This is a genomic window from Bradyrhizobium sp. (assembly GCF_035484855.1).
Taxonomy (GTDB): Bacteria; Pseudomonadota; Alphaproteobacteria; order Rhizobiales; family Xanthobacteraceae; genus Bradyrhizobium.
Genome location: NZ_DATHOP010000109.1, coordinates 85891 through 110394, shown reverse-complemented (window position 1 = coordinate 110394; position 24504 = coordinate 85891). Strand labels below are relative to the sequence as shown.

The 24504-nt window shown below is 62.5% G+C and carries 24 protein-coding genes, 1 tRNA gene and 1 pseudogene; 10 read left to right on the top strand and 16 right to left on the bottom strand.

Translation table 11 applies throughout. The features are described from left to right. Window positions 1-38 precede the first annotated feature (38 nt). The 3 genes from VK804_RS13135 (at window position 39) to VK804_RS13125 (ending at window position 3593) form a co-directional block, all read left to right on the top strand. Window positions 39-1010 (top strand): S1C family serine protease, encoded by a 972-nt coding sequence (locus VK804_RS13135; RefSeq protein WP_325371243.1) that lies wholly within the window; start codon window positions 39-41, stop codon window positions 1008-1010. Between the two features lie 200 nt (window positions 1011-1210). Next, on the top strand, window positions 1211-2461 hold the full coding sequence (locus VK804_RS13130; RefSeq protein WP_325371242.1) for a hypothetical protein: 1251 nt from the start codon (window positions 1211-1213) through the stop codon (window positions 2459-2461). A 58-nt stretch (window positions 2462-2519) separates the two neighbouring features. Beyond that, window positions 2520-3593: a phospholipase gene (locus VK804_RS13125; RefSeq protein WP_325371241.1), complete on the top strand. Its 1074-nt coding sequence runs from the start codon at window positions 2520-2522 to the stop codon at window positions 3591-3593. A gap of 21 nt (window positions 3594-3614) precedes the next feature. Here the strand turns inward: VK804_RS13125 and VK804_RS13120 are convergent, their stop codons facing one another. Then, the gene (locus VK804_RS13120; RefSeq protein ID WP_325371240.1) at window positions 3615-4280 is read right to left on the bottom strand and encodes a nucleotidyl transferase AbiEii/AbiGii toxin family protein; all 666 of its coding nucleotides are present in this window, start codon (window positions 4278-4280) and stop codon (window positions 3615-3617) included. Beyond that, window positions 4264-4581, bottom strand: a complete 318-nt coding sequence (locus VK804_RS13115; RefSeq protein WP_325371239.1) for a hypothetical protein — start codon at window positions 4579-4581, stop codon at window positions 4264-4266. Before VK804_RS13115 ends, VK804_RS13120 begins: the two co-directional genes overlap by 17 nt. Window positions 4582-4689: 108 nt before the next feature. Here VK804_RS13115 and VK804_RS13110 point away from each other — a divergent pair, with 108 nt between their 5' ends. Continuing rightward, the gene (locus VK804_RS13110) at window positions 4690-4896 is read left to right on the top strand and encodes a hypothetical protein (protein WP_325371238.1); all 207 of its coding nucleotides are present in this window, start codon (window positions 4690-4692) and stop codon (window positions 4894-4896) included. Between the two features lie 12 nt (window positions 4897-4908). Here VK804_RS13110 and VK804_RS13105 read toward each other — a convergent pair whose 3' ends face one another. The 4 genes from VK804_RS13105 to VK804_RS13085 all read right to left on the bottom strand — a co-directional run bounded on the left by VK804_RS13105 (window position 4909) and on the right by VK804_RS13085 (window position 7498). Then, complete coding sequence (locus VK804_RS13105) at window positions 4909-5589, bottom strand: DsbA family protein (protein ID WP_325371237.1); 681 nt, start codon at window positions 5587-5589, stop codon at window positions 4909-4911. Window positions 5590-5611: 22 nt separating this feature from the next. After that, entirely contained in the window at window positions 5612-6406 is a 795-nt protein-coding gene (locus VK804_RS13100; RefSeq protein ID WP_325371236.1) for a sulfite exporter TauE/SafE family protein, read from the bottom strand. Window positions 6407-6612: 206 nt separating this feature from the next. Beyond that, a complete protein-coding gene (locus tag VK804_RS13090; protein ID WP_325371235.1) occupies window positions 6613-7056 on the bottom strand; it encodes a PaaI family thioesterase in 444 nt (147 codons plus the stop codon). Between the two features lie 7 nt (window positions 7057-7063). Beyond that, window positions 7064-7498, bottom strand: a complete 435-nt coding sequence (locus VK804_RS13085) for a thioesterase family protein (protein WP_325371234.1) — start codon at window positions 7496-7498, stop codon at window positions 7064-7066. A gap of 96 nt (window positions 7499-7594) precedes the next feature. Between VK804_RS13085 and VK804_RS13080 the strand changes: the two genes are divergently transcribed. After that, on the top strand, window positions 7595-8152 hold the full coding sequence (locus VK804_RS13080) for a TetR/AcrR family transcriptional regulator (RefSeq protein ID WP_325371233.1): 558 nt from the start codon (window positions 7595-7597) through the stop codon (window positions 8150-8152). 5 nt (window positions 8153-8157) lie between these two features. Here the strand turns inward: VK804_RS13080 and VK804_RS32985 are convergent. Then, window positions 8158-8337 (bottom strand): annotated as a pseudogene (locus tag VK804_RS32985) (hypothetical protein); the annotation flags it as partial. 452 nt (window positions 8338-8789) lie between these two features. Then, window positions 8790-9257, bottom strand: coding sequence for a hypothetical protein (locus VK804_RS13070; protein WP_325371231.1), 468 nt, complete (start codon window positions 9255-9257; stop codon window positions 8790-8792). 192 nt (window positions 9258-9449) lie between these two features. Between VK804_RS13070 and VK804_RS13065 the strand changes: the two genes are divergently transcribed. Next, complete coding sequence (locus VK804_RS13065) at window positions 9450-9725, top strand: PsiF family protein (RefSeq protein ID WP_414642772.1); 276 nt, start codon at window positions 9450-9452, stop codon at window positions 9723-9725. Between the two features lie 155 nt (window positions 9726-9880). Next, window positions 9881-10966: an AbrB family transcriptional regulator gene (locus tag VK804_RS13060; protein ID WP_325371230.1), complete on the top strand. Its 1086-nt coding sequence runs from the start codon at window positions 9881-9883 to the stop codon at window positions 10964-10966. A 37-nt stretch (window positions 10967-11003) separates the two neighbouring features. Here VK804_RS13060 and VK804_RS13055 read toward each other — a convergent pair whose 3' ends face one another. Then, a complete protein-coding gene (locus VK804_RS13055) occupies window positions 11004-11549 on the bottom strand; it encodes a disulfide bond formation protein B (protein ID WP_325371229.1) in 546 nt (181 codons plus the stop codon). A gap of 279 nt (window positions 11550-11828) precedes the next feature. Here VK804_RS13055 and VK804_RS13050 point away from each other — a divergent pair. Beyond that, window positions 11829-11913, top strand: a tRNA-Leu gene (locus VK804_RS13050). A 973-nt stretch (window positions 11914-12886) separates the two neighbouring features. Here the strand turns inward: VK804_RS13050 and VK804_RS13045 are convergent. The 4 genes from VK804_RS13045 to VK804_RS13030 all read right to left on the bottom strand — a co-directional run bounded on the left by VK804_RS13045 (window position 12887) and on the right by VK804_RS13030 (window position 18385). Next, entirely contained in the window at window positions 12887-14005 is a 1119-nt protein-coding gene (locus VK804_RS13045; RefSeq protein WP_325371228.1) for an alpha/beta fold hydrolase, read from the bottom strand. Window positions 14006-14113: 108 nt separating this feature from the next. Further along, window positions 14114-14791, bottom strand: a complete 678-nt coding sequence (locus VK804_RS13040) for a hypothetical protein (RefSeq protein WP_325371227.1) — start codon at window positions 14789-14791, stop codon at window positions 14114-14116. 238 nt (window positions 14792-15029) lie between these two features. Then, window positions 15030-17237: a hypothetical protein gene (locus tag VK804_RS13035; RefSeq protein ID WP_325371226.1), complete on the bottom strand. Its 2208-nt coding sequence runs from the start codon at window positions 17235-17237 to the stop codon at window positions 15030-15032. Next, window positions 17195-18385 (bottom strand): phosphatase PAP2 family protein, encoded by a 1191-nt coding sequence (locus VK804_RS13030; RefSeq protein ID WP_325371225.1) that lies wholly within the window; start codon window positions 18383-18385, stop codon window positions 17195-17197. The genes VK804_RS13035 and VK804_RS13030 overlap by 43 nt, the downstream gene beginning before the upstream one ends. 162 nt (window positions 18386-18547) lie before the next feature. On the opposite strand from VK804_RS13030, the gene VK804_RS13025 reads away from it, so the two are divergent. Further along, entirely contained in the window at window positions 18548-20212 is a 1665-nt protein-coding gene (locus VK804_RS13025) for a hypothetical protein (protein ID WP_325371224.1), read from the top strand. 140 nt (window positions 20213-20352) lie between these two features. On the opposite strand, the gene VK804_RS13020 is transcribed toward VK804_RS13025, so the two are convergent. Then, complete coding sequence (locus VK804_RS13020; protein ID WP_325371223.1) at window positions 20353-22086, bottom strand: FAD-dependent oxidoreductase; 1734 nt, start codon at window positions 22084-22086, stop codon at window positions 20353-20355. 156 nt (window positions 22087-22242) lie between these two features. Here VK804_RS13020 and VK804_RS13015 point away from each other — a divergent pair, with 156 nt between their 5' ends. Further along, on the top strand, window positions 22243-22923 hold the full coding sequence (locus tag VK804_RS13015) for a hypothetical protein (RefSeq protein ID WP_325371222.1): 681 nt from the start codon (window positions 22243-22245) through the stop codon (window positions 22921-22923). 254 nt (window positions 22924-23177) lie between these two features. Here VK804_RS13015 and VK804_RS13010 read toward each other — a convergent pair whose 3' ends face one another. Both VK804_RS13010 and VK804_RS13005 read right to left on the bottom strand, forming a co-directional pair. Next, a complete protein-coding gene (locus VK804_RS13010) occupies window positions 23178-23390 on the bottom strand; it encodes a hypothetical protein (protein WP_325371221.1) in 213 nt (70 codons plus the stop codon). Window positions 23391-23793: 403 nt separating this feature from the next. Continuing rightward, on the bottom strand, window positions 23794-24450 hold the full coding sequence (locus VK804_RS13005) for a hypothetical protein (RefSeq protein ID WP_325371220.1): 657 nt from the start codon (window positions 24448-24450) through the stop codon (window positions 23794-23796). Window positions 24451-24504: the final 54 nt, after the last annotated feature.

Genomic DNA, 24504 nt, shown 5'->3' with positions numbered 1-24504 from the left:
TTGCGGAACGCAGGCGCCGGTTGGCCAGGAGATTCTTCATGCCCTCTCTGACTGAATGGAAAGTGCCGCCGGCGTATCAGCCGCGCCAGGGCGATTTCGCTTTCGATCTCGATCGCGTGCTTTCCGCGGTGGTCGGGCTGCATTCGATCATTCCAAGCGACGCCTCCAGCGCGGAGACGCTGGGTACCGAGCGCGCCGGCAACGGCGTGTTGATCGACGACGGGCTGGTGTTGACCATCGGCTATCTGATCACCGAGGCCGAATCGGTCTGGCTGCATCTCGGCGACGGTCGCGTGGTGGAAGGCCACGCACTGGGAATCGATTCGGTGAGCGGCTTCGGCCTCGTGCAGGCGCTCGGCCATATCGAACTCGATCCGATCCCGCTCGGTTCCTCCGGCACGACGGCGATCGGCGACCGCGTGGTGATGGGCGGCGCGGGCGGACGCACCCGGTCGGTCGCCTGCCAGATCGCCGCCAAGCAGGAATTCGCCGGCTATTGGGAGTACCTTCTCGACGAGGCGATCTTCACCTATCCCGCGCATCCCAACTGGGGCGGCACCGGGCTGATCTCGAACCGCGGCGAACTGATCGGCATCGGTTCGCTGCAGCTCGAGCGCGCGCGCGAGGGCAAGGCCGAGCATGTCAACATGGTCGTGCCGATCGACCTGCTCAAGCCGGTGCTTGACGATCTGCGCAAATTCGGCCGCGTCAACAAGCCGGCGCGGCCCTGGCTCGGGATGTATTCGACCGAGATCGACAACCGCGTGGTGGTGATCGGTATCTCGGGCAGGGGTCCGGCGGCGCGCGCCGAGCTCAAGGCCGGCGACGTCATCCTGGCGGTCAATGGCGAGAAGGTGTCGAGCGAGAGCATGTTCTACCGCAAGCTCTGGGCGCTCGGCCCCGCAGGCGTCGACGTGCCGCTCACCGTCTATCATGACGGCGTCACCTTCGACGTGGTGCTGACCTCGATCGACCGCACGAAACTGCTCAAAGGTCCGCGGCTGCACTGAACGCGGGGAGTCGAAACTTTCCCGCGACACGCCCGCGCCTGCCCTCCGCCGCCTCGGCGGCGCTGTGTTTTCCAGCAATCTGCGGATGTCTGACTGCCGGATTCGTGATTAGCTGGCTCGGATCCATCGCCGGCCGGTCTTCCCTTCGCCCGGAGTCCACGACGGCACTGGCATCCGTCGGGCACATGCAGGGAAACGCGATGACACTTTACGGAGATACAGCCAAAAAACTGGCAAAGGTTCTCGGAGTATTCGGCGGTATTGCGCTGCTGGTCTGTCTGATATGGACCGCCTATGAAGTCCTGTCCCCGGATTTGTTCGAGGATTGCCACGGCAAGCTTTCGGCGCCCGCGGCATCGAGCGCGACACCGGCGGATGAAGCCGGCGGCTTGCGTGTCGTGGACATCTGGCCGCAGACCATCCCGCTCTCGGGGCGCTTGTGCCTGGTTGTCGCCGGCGCCGCGCCGAAGGCGGCGGATGCGCAGGCTGGCGCGGATACCCATCGCGCCCCGGTCGAAATCGCGCTCTTTCTCAACGACCGTCGTGTTCCGCTGACCGTCAAAGCCGCCGCCGTGCCTCATCCGCAAGTCCTGACCTATGATTTCGGCCAGTCTGCGGATGCGACGTCGGACGCCACGAAATTCTGGCGCGGACTGCTCGCCGGCAAGACGAGAGGCGGCGTCATGCAGGTCGATATCGGCGTGTCGAAATCCGCAAGCATCGGCCCCGAGGCCGTCGCGGCCACCCCCCTCAAGATCGTGGTCTATCTCGTCCCCATCCTGGTTGTCGGCGGACTGTCGATGGTCCTGCTGATCGCCGCGTTCACGATCTTCGCGGCCAATTCGACTGTTCTGCGCGATACCGCCCTGACGATCGGCGGCAGCGCCGGGATGGCAGCTGCGAAGACGGCGGCGGATAAGGCAAAGGCCGACTCGGATGCCGCCCCCGACAGAGCGGACCTCAAGCAGGCGTCCGACGATGCCGCCGCAAAGCTTGATGCATTGAAGAAAATTGCGGACCAGCCGATCGGAACGTTCAGCCTGGGACGAACCCAGATGGCGTTGTGGCTGGGATTGACGACCGCCGGTTTCATTTTCCTGTGGCTGACGCTGGGAATTTACTTGAACGTCATCACCGCCTCCATCCTCGTGCTGCTCGGCATCAACGGCGCCACGGGATTGGCGGCCGTCGCGCTCGATCAGCCGGCGACGGGCGGCGCACCGCCGGCTCCGGCGGAATCGAAATCATTTCTCCGCGATTTGACCTGCGACGGCGATGGACCGAAGCTGCAGCGGATTCAGGTCGTGATATGGACCTGCATCCTGGCGGTGATCTTCTTCTGGAACACGGTCTGGAATTTCGTCTTCGTCGATTTCGATACCAACCTGCTCCTGCTGATGGGGATCGCAAATTCGATGTACCTTGGATTCAAGCCGCGCGAGAAGCCTTGAAGCCCGTTGTTGTGCGCCGTATAGCTGGCGCGGCGAGCGGCAAGAACGGGAACTGGCCATGAGCGAGGCCGTGGTCGACGACATCGTGGCCGTGCTGCCGCCGCTGCTGCAATCGCTCGAAGCGCTTGCCTTCGTCGCGCGTCATCTGAACCCGCCGCAATTCGGCAGCGTCATGGAAGCCGCCGGCGAGCCGGACCGGGATCTGCAGACCGTCCGGCCGCGGCTCGCCGGTTGGCCCGACGAATTTTCCGGCGTCCAGGCCTCGCTGGAGTCCGCCGTCGATGCGACGCTGACGGCGTTTGGCGGGTTGCGTGAGGTCGAGCAAGGCAATGGCGACCTGGTCTCCGTATTTCGCGCGCTGCGCCATGCCCCGCGCGCACAGGAGGCGCTGTATCCGCTGGCCGCGAAACTGCCGCCGGTCTCCGCCTTTTTCGTCGATCCCGCTTCGCGTGAAGATGAAGGCTTGCTGGCGCGCCTTGCCGAACCGGCCGCCGAAAACAGCGGGATCATGCACGACCATAACGAGCCCGGCAGCCGCGGCGGCTTTTCACTCTACGTGCCGGAATATTACACGCCCGAGCGCGCCTGGCCGCTGGTGATGGCGCTGCATGGCGGCAGCGGCAACGGGCGCGGCTTCCTGTGGAGCTGGCTGCGCGACGCGCGCAGCTTCGGCGCCATCGTGGTCGCGCCGACCGCGACCGGCAATACCTGGGCATTGATGGGCGAGGACACCGACACGCCAAATCTCGCCCGGATTCTCGATTCGGTGCGGGCGCGATGGAACGTCGATCCGACAAAACTGCTGCTCACCGGGATGAGCGACGGCGGCACCTTCTGCTACGTCACCGGGTTGGAGGCCACCTCGCCCTTCACCCATCTCGCGCCGGTCGCCGCCACCTTCCATCCCCTGATGGTGGAGATGGCGGACGCGGAACGACTGCGCGGCCTGCCTGTCCACATCGTGCACGGCCGGCTCGACTGGATGTTTCCGGTGCAGGTCGCCCGCCAGACGCGCGACCTGCTGACCGCGGCCGGCGCCGACGTCACCTATCGCGAACTCGAGGATCTCAGCCATTGCTATCCGCGCGAGATGAACGCGGAGATTCTGAGATGGCTGGCGGGCGAACGGTGATTGATCGTGCCCGCAAGCCGTTCAATACCCCGCCAGAGACCTCGACTTGAGATGCACTTCCGGCAACTTGCCCACACAGTCTCGCGCTTTGCGCAATACCTCCCGATCGGCGGTGCTCATCGTATTCAGATCTCCATCGTCGAAATACCCGATCGCTCGCAAGACTTGTGCCGGTTCGCCATGAAACATTTGTTTGAATGCGCTCAACCCTGCGCCAAGAGACACGCCTGCGGAAATCATCTCAGCGATGTCGCGGTAATCCTTGGCTTCGGCACGGTCCAATATCGCCTTCAGCTTCGTCGCCATCAAATCGTCAAGGGCCGCAACCAGTAGTGTGTCATCGCAGGTGCACAGCGGATCGCTGACGCGGCCGAAGCCAATACTGCCGAAAAACGAGACCTTTACCGGACCAGCTGGCATTTCGGCGAGAATCGCCAAGGTATCAGGCGCGTCCCGTAAAATGGCAGCTCCTCGAACGAATTGAAAGTTCGCACGTATCTGATCCTTGTCCAATGGGTCTGATCGAAAGAAGTCAAAGTCGAGCGACTCCCGGTGTCCGAGATGAAGCGCTATCGCCGTTCCGCCGTAGAGGACGAAATTCAAATGAGGGGCTGGCACGAGGCTTGACCAGATCTCATTTTGTGCCAGAGGCAATACATCAAGTCTCGGTTCAAGACACGGCGGCATCAAATGCTCTCCGCGGAGCACGGTCCGGGATCGCTGCTCCCGTCGCGAACGACAGGCGACCGCGCCAGAATTCCCAGGAGCGGTCGCTGATCCAGCCGGGCTCGGCATGCAGCATGATTTCCACCAAGCGCGTCTTGCCGACCGTCCGCTCCAGCAGAAGGATATCGTCATATGTTCCGAGATTCATCGTTTGCGCGATGATTCGAGCCTCGGAGTGTGGAAGCCCGCCTGCCGGCTGCCACCAAAGGTATTTGCGGCCGAATTCGGCGATCGTGTCGCTTGCGACGTCATTTGTTGTCATGCCTCACAATACCTCATTTTGTGCCCGTTTTCCACACACGTCAGCTATCGGCGAGTCAGGGAACCAACTGCCCCCTCCGACGTTGTCGGCGGTCATTGGAGGGTTGCCATGCGCGTTTTTCTGGGAATGATCTTGGGTGCGCTGCTGCTGGTCGCAGGCGTCTACGTCTATGATTCGATGCAGACCTCGACGGTCGCGGGCGGCGACGTGGCGCAGACCAATCGCACCATCGTGAATTGGGACGTGGCGGCCGCCGACTGGCATGCGCTGAAGACGCGCGCCCATGACGACTGGATCAGGTTGTCGTCCAGATAGTCGCAACAGCCGCTATTTCTTCTTCGTCGCCTTCGCCGCCGCCTTGCGCGCATCGGCAATGGCCATGTCGAATTGCGCCATGGTCAAGACGCCGGGCACCCGGAATTTGCCGACGATGAAGGCCGGCGTGCCGTTGAAGCCGAAGGCCGTGGCCTGATCGTTGTTGCGGGCCAGAATTGCGTCGATCGCCTTGGCATTCGCAGCGAGGTCGCTGGTGGCGCGATCGGCATCGATGCCGGCACCGGCGAGCAGTTCGCGGATGCGCGGCTCGGTCAGCTTCGAGTTGACGCCGATCAGCGCGTCATGCGCCTGAACGAATTTGTCCTGGTATTTGCAGGCCAGCGCCATTCGTGAGGCGACGACCGAGACCGGCCCGAGGATCGGCCAATCCTTCAGCACCAGGCGGACCTTGCCGTCGTCCTGCACCACCTGGCGCAGCTCGGGCTCGACCTTGCGGCAATAGGGACACTGGTAATCGAAATATTCGACGATGGTGATGTCGCCACCGGCGTTGCCCGCCACCGGGATTTCCGGATCGCGCAATACCAGCGCCTCGGTCAGCACCGTCTCCTCGCTGCCCTGCCCCAATGCCCGGGTCGACGCGAGGCCAAGCAAGGCCGCTCCCGCGCCGAACAGGCCGAGCGCCTCGCGCCGCGTGCGTCCCGCTGCGGCCGGATCGATCGATTTCGTCATCTAAGGGTCTCCCGGCCGGCGCCTAGGGCGTGTGCATCAGAAGTGGGGGCAAGCTGCGCGCCAACATATAGAGCGCAACGGCGATAATGACAGCGGCAAACACGATATTCAGCGCACCCCGCCGCGCCGCCAGGTGCCGCGCCGAGCGGCTGCCGATCAATCCCCCGGCAATGCCACCGACGATGAACAGTCCGGCGAGCTCCCAGGAGATCAATCCCGACCAGGCGTAGCTCGCTGCCGTGGTGGTGCCGAACGCGGTGACCGCGACCAGCGACGAGGAGACCGCGTTCAGGATCGACATTCCCGTCGCCAGCATCAGGGCCGGCACGATCAAAAATCCGCCGCCGATGCCGAAGAAGCCGGACAACGTCCCGGTCGCAAGCCCGAGGCCGACGATGGCGGGCATGTTGGACCAGTCCATCCTGACGTCGGGCAGGCCGACCCGCGCGCGGGTCTTCAGCATCAGGGCTGCGATCACCAGCATCAGCAGCGCAAACAGCGCCAGCAGTTTCTGGCCGTCGAGCATCTTGCCGAAGATCGAGCCGGTGAAGGCGCCGACGATCCCGGCGGCCGCGAAGGTCAGCGCGCAACCCCATCGCACGGTGCCGCCGCGAGCATGGATCGACAGATTGATGGCGGCATTGGTCGCAACCGCAATCGCGCTGGTGCCGATCGCCAAATGCGGATCGGGCACGCCGACCACATAGACCATCAGCGGCACCGCAAGGATCGAGCCGCCGCCACCGACCAGCCCCAGCGAAAATCCGACCAGCGCTCCCGATGCCAATCCAAGCACGCCCTGCATCGCCGAGATCATCAAGACAATAACATCGCTGGCACGGCGTCCCCCGGGGAAGTTTTGCAGGTCTCTATGGCGGGGTTGGGCGAAAACTGCAATCGCCATCGATGCATCAGCAGCGTTACCGCCGCTGGCATCAACAGCGGCGCGACCAGCGCGTGAAGGCTCATCGCGATGCCGGCGAATAAGCCCGCGACACGGTCGACCTGAAACGCCCGATCCCCCTACCCGCGCGGCGTCATCGCCATCAGCGTGCCGGTCATGGTCGCGATCAGGGTTTCGCCGCTGCCGGTTTGCGCGAAGGCATGGGCCTCGCAGAACGTCAGCGTGCGCCCGGGCTTGACGACGTGCGCGCGGAAGACGAAGCGCTCGCCCCGCGCCGGCGCCAGCAGGTTGGTCTTGAATTCCACCGTCAGGACATCGGAGCCTGCCGGCATCAGCGTAAAGGCCGCGATGCCGCAGGCGGTGTCGAGTCCCGCAGTGACGATTCCGGCATGGATAAAACCGTTCTGCTGGGTCAACAGATGCGAGTAGGGCATCGCGAGTTCGACCTCGCCGGGATCGATCCGGACAACCGAAATGCCAAGCGTCTGCATCGCCTGCTGTCGTGCGAAGGTCGCTGTCGCGATCTCCCGATAGTCGGGATTTTTCGGCTCGAACTGCGGCATGTCTCGTCTACACCGAGACCGGCTCGGCGGCGACAAGTTGCGTTTCGGCGATTTTGCGGATGGCCTCGGGAAACGGGGCTGCCCTGCGCACCTGCCGGTCCAGGTGAACCGCGCTGATTTCGCAGGACGCCGCGATCTCGCCGGTTTCGGCGTTCCGCATCTCGTGCCGAAATCGGATCGACTTGTCGCGGATCTCGAGCAGGACGCTTGTTACCTCGACGATGTCGCCGGCCATCAATTCCCGCTTGTAGGCGATGTTTTGCTGAACTCCCGCCATGCCGCAGCCGGATTCCCGCAAATAGGTCGGAGTCAGCCCGACCCGGGCGAACAGATTCCAGTTGGCCTCGTCGAATTTGCCGACATACCACATGATGTTCATGTGGCCGATATGGTCGCATTGCCACGGATAGACCGTACCGCGATAGGTGGCTGCCGTTTCCATCGCTCGCTCCCGCCCTCGATTCTTGATACGGTAGCGTATCAGGCTGGTGCCGGGCTAGCAATACGGTACCGTATCAAGATCAGGTGAGGGCCCATCATGACCGACGACAAGGGCGATGCCTGGATCGAGGCCGGGTTCAGGCAACTCGCGCGCTCCGGCGTCGAGGGCGTGCGGGTCGAGGTGCTGGCGAAACACCTCGGCGTCACCAAGGGCGGCTTTTACCGCCGCTTCGAGGACCGCGCCGCACTGCTTGAGGGCATGCTGCAGCACTGGAGCGCAGGCCGGATCGCCGCGATCGAGCAGCAGACGAGCCTCGATGGCGAAGCCGCGCGCGACCGCCTGCGGGCGCTGATCCGGCTTTATTCGGAGCGCACGAACACCGAGGCCATGGCGGTGGAACTCGCGATCCGGCAATGGGCCCGGTCCGACCAGGTTGCGGCCACGGCCGTTGCAAGCGTCGATGCCGCGCGGCTGAAGAATGTCGGCCAGCTCTATCGCGCGACCGGACTGAAGCCTGAGCAGGCGGACGCCCAGGCGTTTCTGTTTTACGCCTTCATCTTCGGCCAGAGCTTGCTGTTTCTCGAACGGGGCCCGCGCGGGCGGGCGCAGCTGATCGCAAGATCGGCCGAAAAACTGCTGGATGACGATACCTGAGCCGCTCAACCTTTCAGGCGGATGACACACTCGCTGTAATAGCCGCCGCTCTTTTCGATCCACTTCAGGCCGCCATTGCCATTGGTAGCCTTGTTGGCATTGAACTGGTCGGCGCAAGTGAGCGTGCGGGCCTTGTCCGGGCTCTCGGTGGAATATTTCGGCGCAATCGCGGTGGGAAACACCGCCTGTACTTCGCTCGCGCCGCACTCCTCCTGGTGAAACTCCTTCCACTTGCGGCCCTTCAGTTTGCCGGCAAGTTCGGCGGCCATGTATCTCAGGGCGCAGCCGGGCGTGCTCGGCCCGGCTTTCGTGACTTCCGCTGTCGCGGTGGGATTCGGCGTCGAAGCAACCGGAGGCGAGGTTGGGGCAGACGCGGCCTTCGAATCCGCGGGCGGCGGCGCGGCGGGTGCCGTGGACTCTGCGGCCTGGGCGAGACGGTAGACGTTCGGCTGATCCGTCGCGGAGGCTGTTTGGGAAAATACCATGAGCCCGATCACGGCAATGATTTTCCAGCAAACGTTTTTCATGCACTTCTCGTCAAATCGGCCGCCCGTGCAGCAACCTTGTTCGGGCAGTCTCTACCGACTGGCAGGCCCGGGCAAGTCTGGCCCCGGCCTGCCAGCAAGTCGAAAGACGCCTAGCCCTTCAGCTTCGTGTTGCACTGGCTGTAATAGCCGCCGCCCTTCTGGATCCATTTCAGGCCACCATTGGCGTTGCTGTCCTTGTTGGCCTTGTACTGGTCGAGGCAGGTATGCATCCTGGCCTTGCCGGCGCTTTCCTGGGCGTATTTCGGACTGACCGCCGACGGGAACACGGCGTTGCCGGTCGATATCGGCGCAGGCGCAGCCGCCGGCTTCGGCGCGGCCGCCGCTGCGGGCGCCGGTGCAGCGGCAGGAGCCGCGGCGGGCGTGGCCGCGGCGTCGGCGGCGCAGTTGGCCTTGCGGAAATCGTTCCACTTCTGGCCATTGAGCGTGCCCGCATCCTTGGCCGCTTTGTACTTTGCGCTACATTCCGTCATGCTCAGGGCCTGCGCGGGCGCGCTCAGCGCGAACGCGGCAAAACCCGCTGCGGCAAATGTGCACAATAATTTTGCTTGAATGGTCATCCCTTGGTCTCCTTGGGGCGTGGGCGATCTGTAGTCCCCCATCCTAGCGCGGCGACGGCTCGTGACAACGGAACGGGCGTTGCTTGCGCTAAAATATCCTGCGCCGGTTTCCGCGGCCCGGCCGGCTTCATTCATCCGCGGTTCATCATTGCGGCGCGACGTTGCGCGCCTCTTCAACCCGAGGTGCCCCCAATGATGACCCTTTCCTCCCGCGCGGCCGCGGCCGCCATCGTGTCCCTGTTCCTGATCAGCCCGGCCTTCGCGCAGACCACGGCGCCGGCCGCGACACCCGCGCCCGCGGCAACGCCCGCGCCGAAGATGGCGCCCGAAAAGAAGGCCGAGAAGCCGCGCAGCGCCGCGTCGCTGCAATGCTCCAAGGACGCCGATGCCAAGAGCCTCCACGGCAAGGATCGCAAGAAATTCATGTCGGACTGCAAGAAGGCCGCCAAGGAAGCGCCGAAGACCTAGCGGCCGACCCCACTGCTGTCATCATCGCCACCGGGCGGCGCGTTGCGTCGACCCGGTGGCGGCGTATGACAGCCGTGTTTAGTGCACCCAAGGCACGCATTGCTGCATCGCGCTGACGCATTTGTCGCCCCTCGTCGGATTTGCCATAAGGCGGCGTGAGCCGCATCCCCTCATCGATCGCCGCCGTCATCCCAAGCCGCGCCAGAGCGCTTCGGGTGATCGAGACGCTGGCGATCGGCAGTTTTGGCGGTGCGCTGTTTCTGTGGTTGAGCCTTCCGGGCGGGCTGATCACGGGCGCCATGATCGCGGTCGGCACCGCGGCGCTGGCCGGTCGGCCGCTTTATGTGCCGGCGCATGTCACCCAGGCCGTGCTGGTGCTGCTGGGGATATCGCTGGGCTCGGTGGTGTCGCGGCAATTGATCCAGCATGTCAGCGCCTATCCCCTGACCATCGGCCTGTTGGCGCTCGCCACCTTCTGCTCGACCTTCGGCTCCAGCTTCTATCTGCAGCGCGTGCACGGCTGGGACCGCACCTCGGCGTTCCTGGCCGGAAGCCCCGGCGCGCTGTCGCAGATCACGATTCTTGCAGTCGAGCGCGGCGCCGACCTGCCGGCGATCGCCGTGGTGCAGACCGTGCGCGTCATCATCCTCACCGCGGCGTTGCCGATGGTGCTGGCGCTGACCGGGGTCGCCGCGTCGTCGTCGCCGGCGCTGACCCTTGGCGTCGCCTCGCCGCCTGAACTGGCCGCGCTGGTTTTGGCCTCGCTGGCGCTGGCGCTGGTGCTGCGATTCACGAATTTTCCGGCGAGCTGGATGTTCGGCGCGATGATCGCCTCCAGCGTGCTGCATGGCGCGGGCTGGGTCGAGGGCGGGCTGCCGTCATGGGTAAGGGGCGTGGCGCTGGTCGGCGTCGGCTCGCTGATCGGCGCGCGATTTGCGCGGATGAAGGCGACCGTGCTGCTCGGCCATGTCAACGCCGCGCTGGGTTCGTTTGCGATCGCGATTCTCATTTCCGGGATTTTTGTCGCGCTGATCGGATTGACCACGCAGGTGCGGGTGTCCGATGTGATCGTCGCCTTCGCGCCGGGCGCGATGGACGCCATGCTGGCGCTGGCGCTGACCCTGCACATCGACCCGATTTTCGTCGGCGCGCATCACATTTCGCGCTTCGTGTTCGTGACCATCGCAACGCCGGGCATCGTGCATCTGTTCGGCCGGCCGCAGGACGACGTGGATGATTAGCCCTTGATGGCGTCGCCGCGAACGCGGGGACCGCGCGTCAGGACTTGCGTGCTGACAGCCTCGCCATGCCCCAGCCCGCGATCGCAGCCATCAGCAGCGAGATCAGCACGTTGTAGCCGGCGAGCGAGAGGCCGAGAAAGCGCCATTGCACCTCGTCGCAGCGGATCACCTTGACCGTGTCGAGGCGCTGCAACAGGTTGCCGGCTTTGCCGAGATCGACCAGCGGCCCGGTGCATTCGGTCGGCCCCTTCCAAAAACTCCATTCGACGCCGGCGTGATAGCTGCCGAGCCCGGCATTGGCGAGCGTTGCGAGCGCGAGCAACGCAAGCCCCGCCATCACCACGCCGCGCGGCGCATCCTTGGCCGCGGCGAGCGCAACCAACGCGCCAAGCGGGACCGCGAGATAATAGGCGTAGCGCTGCTCAAGGCAGAGCGGACAGGGCTGGATGTCCAGCACCAGCTGAAAGAACCACGCCCCGGCAAGCGTCGCCGCCGCGATCACCGTGACCGCGAGCGCCGCCGTCAGCGCTGGATTGGCGCGCGCCTGCGCGGGATTTGCAAGGGTGTCGGAGGTCACGGTCATCTCCTGATGCGGAAAGCGTCGTAGCGTGCAGGTGGGGTGCTGTCGAGGCGGCGGCAATCACAGGGCGGTGTTTTGGCAGGGAGATGACTGGGAGAGGCGGCAGGGCCGGCACCACGAATCGATTGGCGTCGCCGGCCAGCGCGCAACAATCTCGCGCAGCATGGAACGATCCAGCGTTGCGCGCCCCATTTGCCCAACAGCTTCGGGTTGACCGCCCCTCCCCGCCCGCTATATTCCGCCGGCTTCGCGACCTCTCGCTCGTTTGCGATGTCGGGAAAAGCCCCTGTGGCGGAATTGGTAGACGCGCTCGACTCAAAATCGAGTTCCGCAAGGAGTGCTGGTTCGATTCCGGCCAGGGGCACCAACGTTCGCGGCGGCCAGATGGGCATCTGCACGACAAGCGCGGGTGGCAAAGACGAAGGCCCGTAGCCGCGCCTGACTATTCGTCACGGCAGGCGCCCTAATTACCAATAAAGTCGCCGGTCTTGGCTCTCTTTCCAGGAGACGGTCTTACACACATGCGTCGGAGGCGCATTGAACGGGGCCTGGAAATGAGTGCACCGTGATTCGTGCGATCATCATCGGGAAAGCCAGCGGCAAGGTCGCCGCGGTGCCCGCTCCCAACTAAAATATCGAAAACAACCCCATGCAAAGTAGCCTGGTCTCGCCAGCCCGGATGCTTTGAGCGATCCTTCGAAAACATTTGACACGTCGGGCAAATCACCGGCACTGATCCATCATCATCGTCAAACGCCCATGGCCCGGGCCGACAACGGGCGCTTCGGCGCGATTGCAAGCAAAAAATCCTCACCCACAATTGAAGTTGCACCGGCTCGCCACAGCGAATGATCGCTGCGCGTTGCCGAACCGCGCGCTTTCCGATGCGCGTGCCCGAGGAGATATCGACGTGAATACCGTTCCAGACCTCGACAGGGCCGTGGCCGCAACCGGTTGAACCAGGGCGGCCGCGGGAGGCACATTGAACGGGTCTGGAAATGAGTGCACTGTCACCGTAATTCCGTAATTCCATCGGATAGAAGGTCAAGCATTCCTTTATCGGTCAATGTCCAAGCAGCGCTACGTCGCGCTGCTTCGGGGCAAGCACGGTGAGCCCGTGGGCTACAAGGTCGGGCTGACGTCGGCTACGATGCCGGCGTTTTGCGGGATCGACCATCCGGTCGCGGGTGTCGTGCTGGCAAGCCGCGTGTTGGCGTCGGGCCCGCGCGTGCGGCGCGCGGATTTCGGGCGGAGCGCGGATTGGCCGCTCCAAGAGGGATAGAGAGGCGGCCGAGCGGCCGCCTCCATCACACGCAATGGGCCACCGGACCAACCTCAGGTCACTTCTTCCGTCTTGTTGGCTTTCCCTTGCTTTTGTCCGGCTTGCCGCGGCCCCGAGATGCAGCCCCCGAATCATACGGTATCCACCACGCGCGGCCTCCTTCATCGGGAATCGCGGGAAGGCGGCCTGCAATCTTGTTGGCCGGTAGCCCGGCCAGAACCTGAACGACATCGTTCAGGACCCACGGAGACAAGCGGTAGTACTGATGTCCGTAGTGGGACTCGCCGTTGTCACCCTGGGTTGATCCCACGTCGGAGCAATCCACCGAGTTGACCGTCTTGGGAAGCTTGCTCAGATCGCGCGGCCCCCATTGGCCCAAGCGAGGGTAATTGTTAATAAGTATGCTGCCGGATAGCGACAGCGCCAGGTCGCCGCCATTCTTGTACGCGAGCACTTTCTTGGCGAGCGTGATCAATGGCTTCAGTTCGTTGGCCTTGGACAAGGCGTCGTAATTGACGTCGGCCGCCATCAGAAACGCGCTTTCAAATAACAGAGTGCTGCGTTCTTTCGCGGGTATCAACTGCACAGCGTTTTGAAGTGCATAGTTTCCCATCGAATGAGCAACGAGATGCAAGACCGGAAGATTGGCTTTGAGCGCCCTGAGAACGGCGAACAACCTGCGAAGCGAGTCGGCGACAGCATTGGCGGACTTGGCGGCCGCATCACGATCAGCCTTGTAACTCGCCAAGTCCAGCTTGCCTTGCGACGGCCAGGAGAAGCAGAAGATGTCTGCCGCCTTGTAGTTCGACATGACCTGCGCGGCACGGCTCATCGAATCCATGAAGGTCGAATCGAAACCCGGCAGCAATATCAGGCCATATTGCGAAGCGGCGGTGGATGCGAGCTCTGCGGCAACGCGATCGCGCGCGAACGCCACGATGTCGTTGCGATTTTGCGTGGTCGGTTGGAACACCGACGCATCGATCGGCGGATCAAGTTGCACCGAATTGGGGTCCGGCACCCAACCCGTATCAGGGAGGTTCGACAGCCGGTAGACGTCGATGGATCCCGTGACATAGTGTTTCGGGTTGTTGTCCCTGTATTTTGGCCCGAACAGATCGGGCCCCGGGACGGGATTTCGATTGGTCGCGAATCGGACGCGGACTTGGTCGGGCATGCTGCTTCTCCTGATATTTTTGTTTCGCAATTAGGGGTGGTAGGACTTTCGGGATCCCTGCAAGGCTTGGCGGCCACCTTTTGCTGGCAGCCAAGCTGATTTGTCAGGCTATTCGCTGTGACACTTGCAGGGTTTCGCGGCCGCGGCAGTGACGAGATGCACCGGCACGCAATATTCCCAACACTTCGACAAACCCCACTTTCCGATGCAGAGCTTAGCGCAAATCTGGTTGGGCGCTCGGAAGCAAACCTGCACGTTCGCCCAGCCCACGTCGTAAACCGTCTGGCATCCTTCGAGCGGAATGCAGACGGGAATGCGCTGATCGAAATCTACATGCGCTCCAAAAATTTCGATCTTTGCCCAGGCGTGAATGTCCACACAGGCCTTGCCGTCCTGAATCCGCGGATTCTCCAACGTCAAACCGCCATCAATTCCCTTTGTTGCCACGTCGTCCAGAACGTCACCAAAAGTTCCTGTCGACATGGACATAGCGACGGTCTTGTCTGCCGGCAGTACCGACCATTTCAGTTCCTTGGGCCGAGCGCACGGATCAGAGGTCGGAATCCCGTCACCCGGTACAAGCATCACGACCGGCTTTGGAAGCCGCAAACAAAACTCGCCGACAGCGTAGGCCTTGATCTGCGCCAACCGCGTCAGCCCGGGCGACACTAGGCGGGAGAAGTCGCCGAGCGAGGCGTCCTTGATAGGAACGCCGTAAACGGCAAACATGCTCTGCTGTTGGACAGCTTCAGCGAAATTGATTGGAAAATCGTCTTTCTCAGCCATACCATTTCTCCTTTGCAATGTTGACGCTGCACCATTTGCAAGCGCGGGCAAAAGCATGCATGGACGACGTGAGTTGGACGCAAGTTCAGCGCAAATCTATCGTTAAAAAAATCGACGACCTAAGAGTCATCGTAGTACAGTTGATTATTAATGCGGGCCGTCGATCGCCCGGGTCGTGTGTGGACACGGCGATGCACTCGCGATGCGGCGTGCGATTCGAATAGCGCGGGCGGGTTACCTATAGCCCCTTCACCGCCGGATACCGGCGCTTCGGAATATGTCCGTCGGAGCCGGGCCGGAAGATGTGTTTCCCGAGTCGGGGGTCGGGTGGATCGATGGGAATCGTGACGTCCGGATCCGTCGAAGCTGAGCTGGTGGTATCCGACGCACCGGATTTGGCGGGAGCCGGATAAGCCATCGCCTGCAGTTGGTCTGCCACCTGCCGCACGATCTGTGGCGCGGCGACGCTGGTGCCGCTGAACTTGACGGCCGAGCCGCTGAATGTGCCCGCGGCGAGCACCCCCCAGAGCGCGTCGCCCTCGTCGGCAAAAGCGGAGCAGTCCGGTCCGGCCCGCCCCTTGGTGGGGCCGCTCGACGTATAGTCGGCGGAAGGAGGGTAGTCGGAGGGAGGAAGGGCTTCGGAGGCCTCCGCGGCACCGACGACGATGACGTGATCACCGCTAGTCATCGGGCAGGTTGCGATAGACGATAAGGTATCCGTGTAAATGATGTGAGACCCCTTTTCTTGCAGCCGATAGTCGCCGGTCTGTGGATCTCGGTCATAGGCGCCGGCATGATCGAGATAGGATTGGCGGCCGCGCCGCGGGTAACCGAATGGCGTATCGTCGCGCTGGACGTAGACATGCGCAGTGATCAGTTTCCTGGTCAAATTCCGAAGCGACACCTTCCATCGCCCTGATGGCGCGATCTGGCGGCACTCGTCGTTGCGCACCGTCGGGTTGATGGCAAGCAGGATGCGCTCACGCGCATCTTTCCCATCACCAATGCGCTGGAAATAGATAGCAGCAATCGGCCCACCACCGATCGTCGCCTGATGGAGGCGAGCCTCACTCGGCCGAATGGGGTGGCTCGTCTTCTCGTCCTGTGCGGTCAGCCAGACCTCGACCGGCGCCTCTCCCTGCTTGCCTTCGGCGCCGGTGTCGAGCCAGATCTCGACGTAATTCGTTGCGCCATCGTCGGGGTGGATGACCCATTCGAGGGTTTCTTCCCCTCTTTCCTTAAGCTCGAGCTTGGCGGCAGCTCGTGTCCGATAGCTGTTGCCAGCCGGCATGACGAGGCGGGTAGGTGCAGAATTGACAGGTCGGCTATTGCGACGGTGGATCAGGGCGGCCAGCGCCTTTTCGAGGTACTGGCTGCCGTCCTTGGGTCCGGCCAGCAATCCGTAGCTGAAATTGATGACCAGAGGGACACGGTGTTTGTCCTCGCCAAGCCTGTCCGCCCAAGTCATGATCATCCGAACAGCTTGCAGAACATAGCTGCCCATCGTCAGTCCCGACGTATCCATCGTCGCGACAGACGGCAATTGAACGGCAAGAATTGGTCGATCGTCGACAGTCTTGTCACTGCCGGCAGCCAAATCAAGCAGATGCGTTCCGTGTGTGGCGCGCGCGGCCAAGGGATTGTACACGAACTGGTTGGTCTTGCCGAATTCGTTCACCTTGATCGTCTTGCCGAAATCGGTAACGCCGACTTTCCGATAGATCTGGTCTTCGCTCTTGCACTTCCGCAACAACTCATTGATTTCGTCGCCCATGAGGCGTCGACCGAACACGACGCCGTCGTCGCACGATCTTCTTTTTTCAGTCTCTTGCAGCCACATGGCCGCAATCCTCGAACTCGCACTGGAATCTCGGAATCTTTCGTGAGCAAAGGCGATGCCATCGTCGATGATGCCGACTGCAACTTTCGTATTTAGAAAGAGTGGCTGTTCGAACGTAGTTGGATCAGGTTTCTTGTTGAATTTGTTGAAGTGCAAGCCGACGATCGGCGGCCCCACAAAAAGAGAGCGATAGAATCCGGGATCTCGGTATTTGCCATCGCGATAGATGAACGACTCCTGGCGATAGATGAAGAACTGCATATCGATTTCATCTATCTTTGGCGGTTTGGGCCCTTCGAGAGCATTGATCCAATGGCACAGGAGGGTCCGCTCATCGTCGCTCATTCGAATGGTGAATTTTCTGGCCGGAACGTCGTGGCCAGGCACGAAGCCCTTGTTGACGGCACGTTCCAGCTTGCGGAGGCTCGCCAGAGCACTGCGCAACGGCCTGATCTGGATTTGCACGGAGCACCAGGGATCCGCGTTGCGCTCACGCCGCGTCCGGAATTCCCAATCCAGATAGGGATCGGGCCGTTTGCAGCTTTCTTTTTGCCATTTTAAGTTCATTTGTCGTTTTCCGGCATGCCGCAAATCATCAAACGACATTCCGCAATCGCCTGCTTCCAGAGATGGTTCAGATCGTACGATTGCGGTATCTCTAACGACTCGCCCTCGGTGATATTTCGATCGTCCTCGACCTTGCCCCTCCCCTTTTTGCGCTTGACGTATGACTTCGAGAGCACCTGCTCGTAGGAGAAGTCATTCGCAAAGCCGCGGCCATCGAAGCCGCGCATCTTGGGATCAGCATCACCTCCGAAGCGCGCAATAAAAAAATCGGAGAGAGCCCATCCGAGCACCATCCCGGCAACGCTATCCACAGGAAAATGAACACCGGCCACGGTTCGGTTGATGGCGATCCGTTCGGCAATGCGCATCAGTTGCACGAACGTATGGTGACGCACGTGGTCCTTTATACATCGGGCTCCAGCCTCGGTAATCAGGGCATAGAACACGAACGCAGCCGCGAACGACTCGGTCGCATGTCCGCTCGGCAGCGAGCCGTGCCCCGGCGTCGGAATCATCGGCTGGATCTGCGGCGAATACTCGACCGGCCGCCGGCAGGTCAGCGCATGCTTGACCCGCATCTCGATGAGGCCCGTCACGTTCAGGACCAGCGTCAACAGCTCGAACGTCCGCCGTGTCCGGTTCGGGTGAAGGTAGCCGACCGAGCCGAGGAAGGACAGGATGTCGGTCATTTCCGTCATTATCTCGCCGCTGCGCTCCATCCGGAGAGCGGCGTAGTTGTTCACATAGACCAGCTGATCGCCAAAATCCTCCTTACCCGGTCGCGTCATCAACACAAGGGTTTGAGGGTCGCCCGGCGACGAGTCGCGAAATTGGACCGAGACCGATTCTTGTGCACAATCGTAGTAAATCCCGGACAGCAATTCGGCTGTCAGCGTTCGCAATCGCACCGGCGTCGACCAGCGATCCAAAGCGCAGGGCTTGGCTTCGTAGTTTGCCGGAGGGTCACCAATACCCTCCCACATCCCGACCACGCCTTCGCGGCTCGAGATCAGCGCCCTTGCCGCAGTGAACGAACCGGACCGCGCGCCCTCGCCGCTTTCGCCACTCTCACCACTTTCGCCGCTCTCACCGCTTTCGCCGCTTTCGCCGCTCATCCGTGCCATGTGCGCCTCTCCGAAACACCCAATGAACAACCTCAGGTTCATCGCAATGTTCAGTTCGGACATGCGAACGGTCAAGCCAACTAGGGTCGAAATGACGCAATTTCACGCATATTTCACGTTGACACGTGTGCCTTACAGGCTTTCACTCCATAGTTGAAAGACGTCTTGCGCTACCCTTGCGAGCGGTAGTTGCGAAAGACAGGGTAGGACCATCACGAGCGATCCATGGGCAGTTCGACAGCCAAGGTGCGCCTGCAACTTTTTGGTCCGCCCAAAATCATCAAATCAACGGGTGAGGATTGCACCCCGCGGGGACGTAAGGCATGCGCCCTGCTGGTAATGCTGGCGCTGTCGTCTGAAAACAAACGGTCGCGCGTCTGGATTCAGGACAAGCTCTGGGGCAGCCGCGGCAAGGAGCAGGGTGCGGCAAGCCTTCGCCAAAGCCTGTCCGAAATCCGGAAGGCGCTCGGAAACGATCGCGGCCTGCTTTTTGCGGACAGCTATGTGCTGGCGCTCGATCCGGCTTTGTTTGAAACGGATATCGATTTTGCTTCAGGCGACGACCAAGGAGAATTCCTGGAGGGGCTCGATATCGGCGAAGATGGCTTCGAAGAGTGGCTTCGATCGCAACGTCAGAATGTCAGTGATCGCCGCGCGACGCGCGCAGCGAGGATTGAGCACGTCACGGACGTTGCCCCCAAGACGTCGGAGCGTAGACGTTCGCCCTCACGGAATCGGGTCGTGCTGGTTCGCGGATCCAGGTCCGGACAGTCCGACGCGTCCGTGCTGGCGGACAGCCTGATCGACTCGATTGCAAAAACCATCAATGAACTCGGCGCCGCCGAGGTCGTCGATTGTCGGAGCACGGCAGACCCGGTTTGCGGCGACGAGGACGCGGCTTCGCGCAAGACACTTTCGCTGCATTCGGACGTGTTCGGATCCGACACGAGGCAAATCGTTCGCCTTGCATTGCTGCAGCGTCCGGAAAACACCCTGACGTGGTCGTCCACGCTGCAGCTATCCGGCCCCCAGGCGCTGGACTTGAACGACGCGGATGTCATGCGATGCGTCAATCTGGTCGTCAACGTCGCCATCGATCAGTTCATCGGGCTCCGCTCGCAAGGCCCCGATGCCGAAGTGGCGTCCAATCTCTGCTATTCGGGCATTCTGCATCTTTTCCGACTCGGCAAGATCAACTTTGCCACGGCCGACAAACTCTTTGCCGCCGCATTCGACATCGAATCGCGCGGAATATATCTGGCCTGGCGGGCCTATCTGCGGACCTTTCTGCTTGCAGAGCGACAATTTAGTTGCCGTCAGACACTGCAAGCCGAGGCCCTAGATTTCATGCACCGCGCCCTCGAACTGGAGCCTCACAATTCTTATGTCGCCGGCCTGAGCGCGCATGTTCAGACCATGATGCGGCGGTCCTACGTCGCCGCGTACGAACTGGCCGAACGGAGCATCCAGTTGAACCACGCCAATCCGATCGGTTGGGCCTGTCTCGGAATCGCCAAGAGCTATCTCGGCAAATCCGAGGAGGGCTTCCATCATACGCTGCTTGCCCGCTCCATCGCCGGAACGGCGCCATTCAGATACCAGATGGATGCTTTGAGCTGTATCGCGGGGACGATGGCGGGCGAACTCGAGAAGGCCGTCCATCTGGCGGAGGCCAGCCACGCGCTGGCGCCAACCTTCGCGCCGCCGTTGCGTTACCTTTCAGCGCTGTATGCGCACGAAGGCAAGCACGATCTCTCTTTCGAGATGGTGAGGAAGTTGCAGGCCAACGAACCCGATTTTTCCTACGACAAGCTGCGGGACAAGGCCTATCCCGCGGCCGGTCTGCATCGAACTTCGATCATCGACTCGCTGCCTGCCAGGCAGATTTAGGGTCGTCGAGGAAGCCGAGAAAGCAGCGACCGCATCGCGTGTCGCTTCATCGCGCGGACTCCTCCTTGTGATTTTTCGAGCGGCGTCAGCAGCACGGCCACTGGCCTGAAATCAGCAATCACCGACACCGATCCTGCAGTTCACTGCGCCACGTCCGCCGCATATCTCTCCAACTTCCCCGCTGCATCCATCGCCGCCCGCCACGCGAACACCATCGCTGGACCGATCATCGTTCCCGGGCCGGGATAGGTGCCGCCGAAGATCGAGGCGGCGTCGTTGCCGGCGGCATAGAGGCCCGGAATTGGCCGGCCTTCGGATGTCAGCACGCGGCCGTTGACGTCGGTGCGCAGGCCAGCGCTGCTGGCGAGGTCGGAGGGCCAGACCGCAACAGCATAATATGGGCCCGGGCCGATCCTGCGCATGCACGGGTTCGGCCGGTTGAGCGGGTCGCCGTTGAAGCGGTTGAGTTCGCTTCCGCCGCGGCCAAAATCTTCATCCACGCCGGTCTCGGCAAACCGATTGTGCCGCTCGATCGTGTCGGCAAGCGCGCCGCCGTCGACGCCGATCTGCTTGGCCAGTTGCTCTGGGCCGTCGCCGGTCAAGAGATAGCCGGCGCGAAGGTAACGCGCGAGGTCGCGTGTGCCGGGATGAACCAGGCCGAGACCGTAATCGCGGATGAAACTGCGGTCGCAGACCAAAAAGGACGGAATGCTGGGGACGGATCGATGCGACAGAAGCATCGCTTCCACGAAGTCATGATAGGAATCGGCTTCGTTGACGAAACGGCGGCCCGCGCCATTGACGGCGATGAGGCCGGGCTTGGCGCGATCGAGCATGATGTGCGGGAATACCGAGAGGTGACCGTCGGGCTGCTGCATGACCGAAACAGGCATCCACAGCGCGGGGCTGTGGAACTCCTGCTCGATCTGCCCTTGCGCGCGTTCTCCGGCAAGCAGGCCATCGCCGGTGATACTTTCGGGCGCGAGCGAAAAACGCCGCGTCCCTTCCGGGAACAGCCGGTCGCGCAGCGCGCTGCTCCAGCCAATTCCACCCGCCGCCAGCACGACGCCCTTTTTGGCGCGGATGGCGATGTCGCCGTCCGGTGTGTTGAAAACGGCGCCTGTGATTCTGCCCTCGCGCTCGATCAGCTCGCTCAACCGGCTCCGGTAGCGAATTTCGACGGCGCGCTGCTTCAGGCTGTAAAGCAGCCGGGCGACCAGTGCGTTTCCCATCACGAGCCGCGTTCCACGCCGGTGATTGATCCGGTCTCGCGCCTGCCGCGCCAGCAGGCCTACCGCATGCGCGAAATTCCGCAGCGAGGCGAACGGATGCAGCAGGGATGCAATGTCGTTCTTGCCGACCATCATGCCGCCGAGCACGAGGAATTCGCGACGCGGCGGCCTCACGCGCGCAAAATCCCGGCCCAGTTTTCGCCCGTCGAATGGAACGGCGCCCAGCGCCCTGCCGCCGATCGCGGCACCGGGCTCTGCGCGATAATCGGGATGGACCGGCGGCGGAATGAACGCCACGCTGCTTCGCTCGGCGAGGTAGTCGAGCACGAGCGGCCCGGTGGCAAGATAAGTCTCCAACCGGTCGTCCAGGGTTTGCTCGCCCAGTATCGCGCCGAGATAAGTCCTGACTGCCGCAAGCGTATCCGGCAGTCCGGCCGCGCTGCTTTGCCGGCTTCCCGGTATCCAGACCGTCCCCGCCGAGGTCGCGGTCGTGCCGCCGACCATGTCCGACTTTTCGCAGAGGACGGCATTCAACCCCTCAAGCGCGCCCACCAGCGCCGCCGTCATGCCGGCGGCACCGGCGCCAACCACCAGAAGATCGGTCTCGAAATCCCACCGGCGGTTGTCCGACTGCAACGACATCGCGCTATCTCAACGACAGGGACGGGATCGAACACTGGATGGTTGATAAATCAACCGATATTTTTGATTTCGCGGCAGATCGTGCAAGGCGCGGCATTTCGGTCGGCTCTGGCGTGTGCGAAGCTTCCCGTTGATAATCCCGGCAGGAGGGATGCGATGTGGAACGCCGGTCACGGCTTCATGGCGATCTGGAGCGACGTGGCGCCGGATGATTTCGACTTCTATCATCGCTGGCTGCTGAGCGAGCATTTCCCGGAGCGCGTCGGCATTCCCGGTTTCATCGCCGCCCGCGTTTTCAGGCGGCAGACGGGTGCGGATTTCCAGTTCTTCATCCTCTATGAGACGCAATCGCCTGACGTGCTGGCGAGCCCTGCCTATGTCGCGAGGCTCAACAGCCCGACACCGATGACGCAAATGGCGATGCCGAAATTGAAGAACTTCGTCCGCGGCGCCGGCCGCGTCGTTCGATCAAGCGGGGTTTGCGGCGGCGGGGCGGCCAAAGCCCTGCGGTTTGAGCAACCACACCCGCTGCTCGACGACCCGGATGCCCGAGCCGCGCTGTTCGAGCATGTCAACGGGATGGACCGCGTGCTCGCCGTCCGTCTGTTCGAAGTGGACACGGCAGCCACGACGATTCAAACCGAAGAGAAGAAGATGCGGACCAGCAAGGAGGAGATCTACGGCCAGTTGCTGCTGATCGAAGCGGTGGACCTCGAGGCCTTCGAGGCCGTTTCCGAATTCCTTGATGTCACGCTGTCGACGCCGGAAGGCGCGCGTCCTCCCTACGACCAATCCTATCAGTTGATCGCAGAACTTCAGCAACGCAGCCTGACTTAGAGAGGGAGATGAGTTTAGGCCGAGCCGGCAGCGATCGATCATCTCCCTCTCCCCGCTCTTCGCGGGGAGAGGGTTGGGGTGAGGGGCTCTCTCGGCATCGGGACTCGCGGAGAGTCCCCCTCACCCGAAATTCGTGACCCACGAATTTCGACCTCTCCCCGCAAGCGGGGCGAGGTGACCCCCATTCGCGCGTCGTCGATTCAACTCCGGGCGCGACGTTCGAAGCTGCGCAGGCCCATGGCCAGCGCAGCCGCCTACCTGCGCTGCACCGTCGACGTCTGCTCGACGCGTTCGCACAACGCGTGCAATTCCTGCTGCGAGATACCGTGAATCCTGGTGGTGATCTCCATCACCGCCATCGCGAGCAGTTGGGCGGTGAAATCCAGCTGCAGCTCGTTGGCAAGGTCGATGTGCTGCTGCAGCGAGCGCACCATCGACTTCAGCTGCAGGTCGGCCCGGTATTCCACTAGCGCACCCGATACGCGGCGAGCGAGCAAACAACAATGGCCGTTACTGCGCGCCCCATATTTCTACTCCGCCCATCGGACAGGCGGCCTACAATTTTCTCCTCCACCCATCAGACAGAAAACCACAATGCAACCACAGTATGCAAGAGGCCGACATCACCTACCTCCCGCTAACCCCCAGTCTCCCCGGCAAACGGACCTGCTACCGGCTGACTCAGCCATGCGCGGCGTCAAGCAACCCATAAATGTGCTTTCAAAGCCTCTACCAAACATTGCAACATTGTGCTTCAGCACAATTACGTTTTGTTGTGCATCGCAAAAGCCTGTTCGAAGGATTAGCTACCGAGGTCCAAGAACCTGCGGGGGCTGGCCAGGAGCGCTTACTAGCTAGCCGATCCCCGCCTCAAATCTGCGCGGCGACCTTTTCCAGGCCGATCAGGCGGGCGAGCGTGCGCACTTCCTGCTTCTGGTCTTCGCGCAGCTGGAACAACAGCGGCATCGCAGCCGATTTCAGCTGCTGCACTTCGGCGGCATCGGGATCGATCGGTATGCCGGTCGCGTTCGGGTCGCCTTGACGGGTGGCGTGGATCTTGCGGGCCACGGCGCGCAGCGCGGTTTCCACCGCGGGCCAGTAAGATTCCTGGTCGGAAGAAAGCCTCAACCGCTCCTTGATGCCGGCGATCTGTGCATCGCTGAGCAGCGCATAGGATTTCTGCGGGGCCGGTTTTGCCGCGAGCTTCGGTTTCGGCGGCGGGGCGGGCTTCGCCACGGGGCTCGTGATCCTCGGCACCTCGATATCGGCGGGTGCCGCGGACGCATAGGCCTGCCGCAGCGGCTCGCTGACGGAAGTGGTCAGCGGCGGATCGAACGACGCCAGCGCGAGGCTGCCGACCGCGAGCCGATCCTGCTTGCTCGCCCGGTTCGCGACCGGATTCTGGGCAATGGGAGAACTGAGCTCGGCCGCGGCCGACGGCACGCTGTCGCGGCCGAGGATGCTCAAGGCGGCGGCACCGGCGAGCAGGAAACAGGTCATCGCGATGATGGTAACAGCCTTCGTCAAGCAGTTCTCCGTTCTGGCCTGTCAACCAGGCTGACTTTCCCGAAAACTGGGCGC

What these genes read in the sequence shown, in the direction of transcription:
- VK804_RS13125 (WP_325371241.1), top strand. Translation starts at nt 2,520, where the DNA reads ATGAGCGAGGCCGTGGTCGACGACATCGTGGCCGTGCTGCCGCCGCTG.
- VK804_RS13055 (WP_325371229.1), bottom strand. Translation starts at nt 11,549, where the DNA reads ATGACCGTGACCTCCGACACCCTTGCAAATCCCGCGCAGGCGCGCGCC.
- VK804_RS13035 (WP_325371226.1), bottom strand. Translation starts at nt 17,237, where the DNA reads ATGTCGTTTGATGATTTGCGGCATGCCGGAAAACGACAAATGAACTTA.
- VK804_RS13110 (WP_325371238.1), top strand. Translation starts at nt 4,690, where the DNA reads ATGCGCGTTTTTCTGGGAATGATCTTGGGTGCGCTGCTGCTGGTCGCA.
- VK804_RS13015 (WP_325371222.1), top strand. Translation starts at nt 22,243, where the DNA reads ATGTGGAACGCCGGTCACGGCTTCATGGCGATCTGGAGCGACGTGGCG.
- VK804_RS13065 (WP_414642772.1), top strand. Translation starts at nt 9,450, where the DNA reads ATGATGACCCTTTCCTCCCGCGCGGCCGCGGCCGCCATCGTGTCCCTG.
- VK804_RS13120 (WP_325371240.1), bottom strand. Translation starts at nt 4,280, where the DNA reads ATGCCGCCGTGTCTTGAACCGAGACTTGATGTATTGCCTCTGGCACAA.
- VK804_RS13115 (WP_325371239.1), bottom strand. Translation starts at nt 4,581, where the DNA reads ATGACAACAAATGACGTCGCAAGCGACACGATCGCCGAATTCGGCCGC.
- VK804_RS13025 (WP_325371224.1), top strand. Translation starts at nt 18,548, where the DNA reads ATGGGCAGTTCGACAGCCAAGGTGCGCCTGCAACTTTTTGGTCCGCCC.
- VK804_RS13080 (WP_325371233.1), top strand. Translation starts at nt 7,595, where the DNA reads ATGACCGACGACAAGGGCGATGCCTGGATCGAGGCCGGGTTCAGGCAA.
- VK804_RS13135 (WP_325371243.1), top strand. Translation starts at nt 39, where the DNA reads ATGCCCTCTCTGACTGAATGGAAAGTGCCGCCGGCGTATCAGCCGCGC.
- VK804_RS13085 (WP_325371234.1), bottom strand. Translation starts at nt 7,498, where the DNA reads ATGGAAACGGCAGCCACCTATCGCGGTACGGTCTATCCGTGGCAATGC.
- VK804_RS13020 (WP_325371223.1), bottom strand. Translation starts at nt 22,086, where the DNA reads ATGTCGTTGCAGTCGGACAACCGCCGGTGGGATTTCGAGACCGATCTT.
- VK804_RS13100 (WP_325371236.1), bottom strand. Translation starts at nt 6,406, where the DNA reads ATGATCTCGGCGATGCAGGGCGTGCTTGGATTGGCATCGGGAGCGCTG.
- VK804_RS13045 (WP_325371228.1), bottom strand. Translation starts at nt 14,005, where the DNA reads ATGCCCGACCAAGTCCGCGTCCGATTCGCGACCAATCGAAATCCCGTC.
- VK804_RS13030 (WP_325371225.1), bottom strand. Translation starts at nt 18,385, where the DNA reads ATGTCCGAACTGAACATTGCGATGAACCTGAGGTTGTTCATTGGGTGT.
- VK804_RS13090 (WP_325371235.1), bottom strand. Translation starts at nt 7,056, where the DNA reads ATGCCGCAGTTCGAGCCGAAAAATCCCGACTATCGGGAGATCGCGACA.
- VK804_RS13130 (WP_325371242.1), top strand. Translation starts at nt 1,211, where the DNA reads ATGACACTTTACGGAGATACAGCCAAAAAACTGGCAAAGGTTCTCGGA.
- VK804_RS13105 (WP_325371237.1), bottom strand. Translation starts at nt 5,589, where the DNA reads ATGACGAAATCGATCGATCCGGCCGCAGCGGGACGCACGCGGCGCGAG.
- VK804_RS13040 (WP_325371227.1), bottom strand. Translation starts at nt 14,791, where the DNA reads ATGGCTGAGAAAGACGATTTTCCAATCAATTTCGCTGAAGCTGTCCAA.
- VK804_RS13070 (WP_325371231.1), bottom strand. Translation starts at nt 9,257, where the DNA reads ATGACCATTCAAGCAAAATTATTGTGCACATTTGCCGCAGCGGGTTTT.